The organism is Marinococcus tarijensis (assembly GCF_054971385.1).
This window is the reverse complement of the sequence record NZ_JBQOJA010000065.1, coordinates 1-4,095: the sequence shown is the minus strand read 5'-3', so window position 1 is coordinate 4,095 and position 4,095 is coordinate 1. Positions and strand designations below refer to the sequence as shown.

The window sequence follows — 4,095 nt, the reverse complement described above, 5'->3', positions numbered from 1 at the left end:
CGAACACGGAAGTTAAGCTCTTCAGCGTTGATGATAGCCGGGGGTTCTCCCCCCGTGAAAGTAGATCGCTGCCGGGCACCAAAGCCTTTTTCTCTTACTCGAGAGGAAGGCTTTTATTATATGAAATGATTTAATAATTGAGGTTGACTATGTCTTCAAAGCCCTTTACAATAGTATTTGTGCTTGAATAGGTCATACATAAACTTACATAGCTGAAACGTTTTATTTTATCTGCTTCCTTAGCTCAGCAGGTAGAGCGCATCCATGGTAAGGATGAGGTCACCGGTTCGAATCCGGTAGGAAGCTCCATTTAATTAAATGACAAAGCCAGTCCGAAATGCCGGGCTGGCTTTTTGTATTCAGGCGGCTCTCAATAAAAGACGCGCTGGAAAAACATACTCCTTATTTTAAAAATTGCCGGAATAGGGTAAACTATACTCGTTCCGACAAAAGAATGGTTACTGTTAAAGAAGCGGTGGTGAGGTTTAAGTGAGGAAAAAGAAGTACACTGATTATGCTGAATTAAATGCTGTAGAATTAGAAGGCCGTGATTATGAAATACGGGTGCTTCAGGGCGGCCGTAAAGCTCTGGCAGCTCTGGCACCGCACGGGGGAGCTATTGAAGCAGGAACAAGTGAACTGGTCGAAGAACTTCACCACAGCTGTCATTTTTCCGCTTATGATTTTCGTGCCAAAAAGCGTACCGGTAACAGAAGTCTGCATATCAGATCCACACGTTTTGATGAACCAAGAGCCCTCTTGTTAGCTGCTGAAGCTTTATTTACAGTTACTCTTCACGGATACCGGGATGAGGAGAAAAAAACCTATATAGGAGGACTGGATACGTTCACGGCAAATCTTATAGGTACAGAGCTGGCTGCTGCCGGTTTTAATGTGGATTTTGAACCTCCATCTGCTATAGAAGGAAAGTGCGAAGGAAATATATGTAATAAAAATGCAAGAATGCAGGGTGTACAGCTTGAGATCAGTTCAGCCCAGCGCCGTGCTTTTTTTGCTAATGAAGACTTGCGCAGTGCGAATAGAGGCAACCGTCTTGCTTCTTTTTATGCGTATGCCGAGGCGATTGGAAGAGCTATGATACGGGCGGAAACCACCGCTCGCGTGAAAGAAATGCAGATGTCCAAATAAACAACTATCAGGCTGATTTAAAAGCCTGGCAATTACATAAAAAGCTGATAAAAGGCAATACCCGCGTTTACAGCAAAAAGAAGACCGATAAGAAATCCTCCGAGTAAAGATACGGTATTAACCCGTATCCGTGGGTCGCGGATAGTAAGAGCTGCGGCCAGAGTTAAGGTGATAAGCGCTGAAAGATAAAATCCGAGTCGGAGTATTTCATGGGCGCTGTCCCCCAGCTCCCATGTCAGGGCTTGATAGATCATTCCCACTCCGAATACAAGCATAACTGTAAAGAACATGACGCCAGCGCGTCGCAGAACAGACAGTTGAAGCACCTCCATTATTTATTAATTATATGTACTTAAGTATGCTTTAAAACGAACCAGAACGGGCCCCGGCTTTGAAATTGCTGCCGGTTTTCCCCACCCTCCCTTGTAAGTATAACGCATGGGGATGGTACGCAATAATAATATTGGGAAAAGAAAGGAGCTTTTTATGTTTACATACCGTATTCGTGAGGATCTCTATTTAAAACTGCTGGAGCCATCAGATGCACAGGCCGTCTTTGCGCTGACAGACAATTCACGGACTTATCTACGACAATGGCTGCCGTGGGTTGATCATACGAATGAAGAAAAGGACACAAAAGCGTTCATCCATAGTGTGCGCCAGGGGTGGGCGGATCAAAAACTTTTTTCTGCTGGTATCGTTTTTCAGGGAAGCATTGCCGGCGTAGCCGGATTCAACCGTCTGGATCATCAAAACAGCCTCGGGGAAATTGGTTACTGGCTTGGAGAGGATTATCAGGGAAAAGGCATTATGACTGACGCTGCGAAAGCGTTTATTTCTTATGGCTTTGAACAGCTTGGCTTAAATAAAATCGTTATTAAAGTTGCCACGGCTAACGAAAAAAGCAAGGCGGTGCCAGAGAGGCTGGGGTTTAAGCAGGAAGGAATACTGCGGCAGGAACACTGGCTGCATGACCAATACGTGGATATTGTAGTTTACAGTCTGCTGAATGAAGAATGGAAAATTTAAATGGTCGCAACTGCGCAGCAAAATATATTATAATAATGCAATGTGTGCAAATTCATAATTAGATTGAGGGGTTATTTTTGGTGATTGTAGTAAGCGGAATGATTGGAATTGGCAAAACGAGCGTCGCGCAAATACTTGGGGAAGGCCTGGACTCGAAAGTGTACTATGAGCATGTATCAGAAAACCCGATTCTTCCTTTGTTTTATCAGGCAGATCAAAAAGAAATTAATGAAAAAAGGTACCCATTTTTGCTTCAGCTCTATTTTCTCCGGACGAGGTTTCAATCGATCAAACAGGCTTACAAGGATAACGATGCTATTTTAGACCGTAGTATTTATGAAGACTGGTATTTCACAAAAATCAATCGTGACCTCGGGAACATTAACGACATGGAGTTTTCCATTTATGAAGGCCTGCTTGAAGAAATGATGAAAGAAATTGACGGCCTCCCCTATAAAAAGGCACCGGATCTTAACGTTTATCTGCGGGGTTCCTTTGAAACAGTCATGGACCGAATCTTCGAACGCGGGCGGGATTTTGAGCAGGACGAGGAGCTGGTGGAATACTACCGGAAGCTGTGGGAAGGCTACGACGATTGGCTGGAAAATTACTATAGCGCAAGTGATACACTAATTGTAGATATGGACAAGACCGATGTCGTTCATAATCCGCAGGACGCTGAAGACCTGGTGGAACAGGTGAAAGGTCTCCTGCATGCGAAAAATAAAATATGACAGAACAAAGCTCCCGGGAACAAAGTCTCCGGGAGCTATTTCTTATATAACTAGAAAATTATGAAGGAAAAGTATGGAAAAGGATAAATATTGAATATTATTGCATGACAAACATTGCAGATTTATTTCAAAAAATTGTAATAGTTTACAGTTTTCTAACAACAATATGTATGATCTTGTAGTGCTGAGAGCCGCTACGTATACTAAGCCATAAGCAAACATACTAAATAACAAATCAGGAGGTGACAGCGTTAATTTATTAACAGGCAGAGTTTATACATATAGGAAACAAAGGCATATCCCAAAGGCACCACTGTTAATAAACATAGCGTGTATTATTTATGAAAAAATTTGTCATGAGCTCAGCAGTAGCGGCAGCAATTTTATTCGCTCCCTCAGTAGCGGACGCATCCATTGGGGATCAAAACCTTAAATCAGGAATGAAAGATTCAGACGTCTCGGAGCTGCAGCAGTGGTTGAATGATAAAGGCTACGAAGCAGGACCTGTAGACGGTGTTTTTGGCCCGCTGACAAAGCAGGGTGTTGAAGCGTTTCAGGCAGCGCAGAGCATTTCTGTCGATGGCATTGCCGGACCACAAACGTTTGGAGAGATGAATTTAGGAGATTCGACTACCCCGCAAAGCAGCTCTGACTCATCAGAGGATACAGCGGTAGCTGCAGAATCCACATATAACAGTACTGGATTTGCACTTCCGGCTTCCGGTCCCGTAACGTCTGAATATGGCCAGCGCGGAAGCGGCTCCCATAACGGAATCGATATTGGGTACGGCGGCAGTTCAAGCATTTCTGCTTCTGCTTCCGGGACAGTAACATACGCTGGCACTATGAACGGCTACGGCAATACAATTATTTTAGAGCACACTGTTAACGGACAAACGTACAATACCCTGTACGCTCATTTAAGATCCATTAACGTATCAAACGGGGAATCAGTATCTCAGGGAGAAAGTATCGGTGTTATGGGTAACACCGGCCGGAGTACGGGCACTCACCTGCATTTTGAAGTACATGAAGGTGCCTGGAACGGAGCAAAATCGAACGCTGTTGACCCGCGCTCCTACGTTTCTTTTTAATTAACTCAAAAAAGGTTCTATGTCTAATGTTGGGGTGACCCCTCCGTTATCCGGCGAGCGACCATTTATATTGATGATGCAATAACACT

5 protein-coding genes, 1 tRNA gene and 1 rRNA gene are annotated in these 4,095 nt (G+C 43.9%); 6 read left to right on the top strand and 1 reads right to left on the bottom strand.

Features of this window, described 5'->3' with window-relative positions:
* The 3 genes from rrf to ACTTK7_RS17060 all read left to right on the top strand — a co-directional run.
* Positions 1–77, top strand: a 5S ribosomal RNA gene (gene rrf / locus ACTTK7_RS17070); the annotation flags it as partial.
* A 156-nt stretch (positions 78–233) separates the two neighbouring features.
* A tRNA-Thr gene (locus tag ACTTK7_RS17065) sits at positions 234–309 on the top strand.
* A 180-nt stretch (positions 310–489) separates the two neighbouring features.
* Positions 490–1,149 carry a poly-gamma-glutamate hydrolase family protein gene (locus ACTTK7_RS17060; RefSeq protein ID WP_462869300.1) on the top strand — a complete coding sequence of 220 codons (660 nt, stop codon included), beginning with the start codon at positions 490–492 and terminating at the stop codon, positions 1,147–1,149.
* 32 nt (positions 1,150–1,181) lie between these two features.
* On the opposite strand, the gene ACTTK7_RS17055 is transcribed toward ACTTK7_RS17060, so the two are convergent.
* Positions 1,182–1,403: a hypothetical protein gene (locus tag ACTTK7_RS17055; protein ID WP_462869299.1), complete on the bottom strand. Its 222-nt coding sequence runs from the start codon at positions 1,401–1,403 to the stop codon at positions 1,182–1,184.
* 232 nt (positions 1,404–1,635) lie between these two features.
* On the opposite strand from ACTTK7_RS17055, the gene ACTTK7_RS17050 reads away from it, so the two are divergent.
* From ACTTK7_RS17050 to ACTTK7_RS17040, 3 genes are all read left to right on the top strand, one after another.
* Positions 1,636–2,178, top strand: a complete 543-nt coding sequence (locus ACTTK7_RS17050; RefSeq protein ID WP_462869298.1) for a GNAT family N-acetyltransferase — start codon at positions 1,636–1,638, stop codon at positions 2,176–2,178.
* An 80-nt stretch (positions 2,179–2,258) separates the two neighbouring features.
* Positions 2,259–2,912, top strand: a complete 654-nt coding sequence (locus ACTTK7_RS17045; RefSeq protein ID WP_462869297.1) for a deoxynucleoside kinase — start codon at positions 2,259–2,261, stop codon at positions 2,910–2,912.
* 341 nt (positions 2,913–3,253) lie between these two features.
* The gene (locus tag ACTTK7_RS17040) at positions 3,254–4,006 is read left to right on the top strand and encodes a peptidoglycan DD-metalloendopeptidase family protein (protein WP_462869295.1); all 753 of its coding nucleotides are present in this window, start codon (positions 3,254–3,256) and stop codon (positions 4,004–4,006) included.
* The last annotated feature ends 89 nt before the right edge of the window (positions 4,007–4,095 follow it).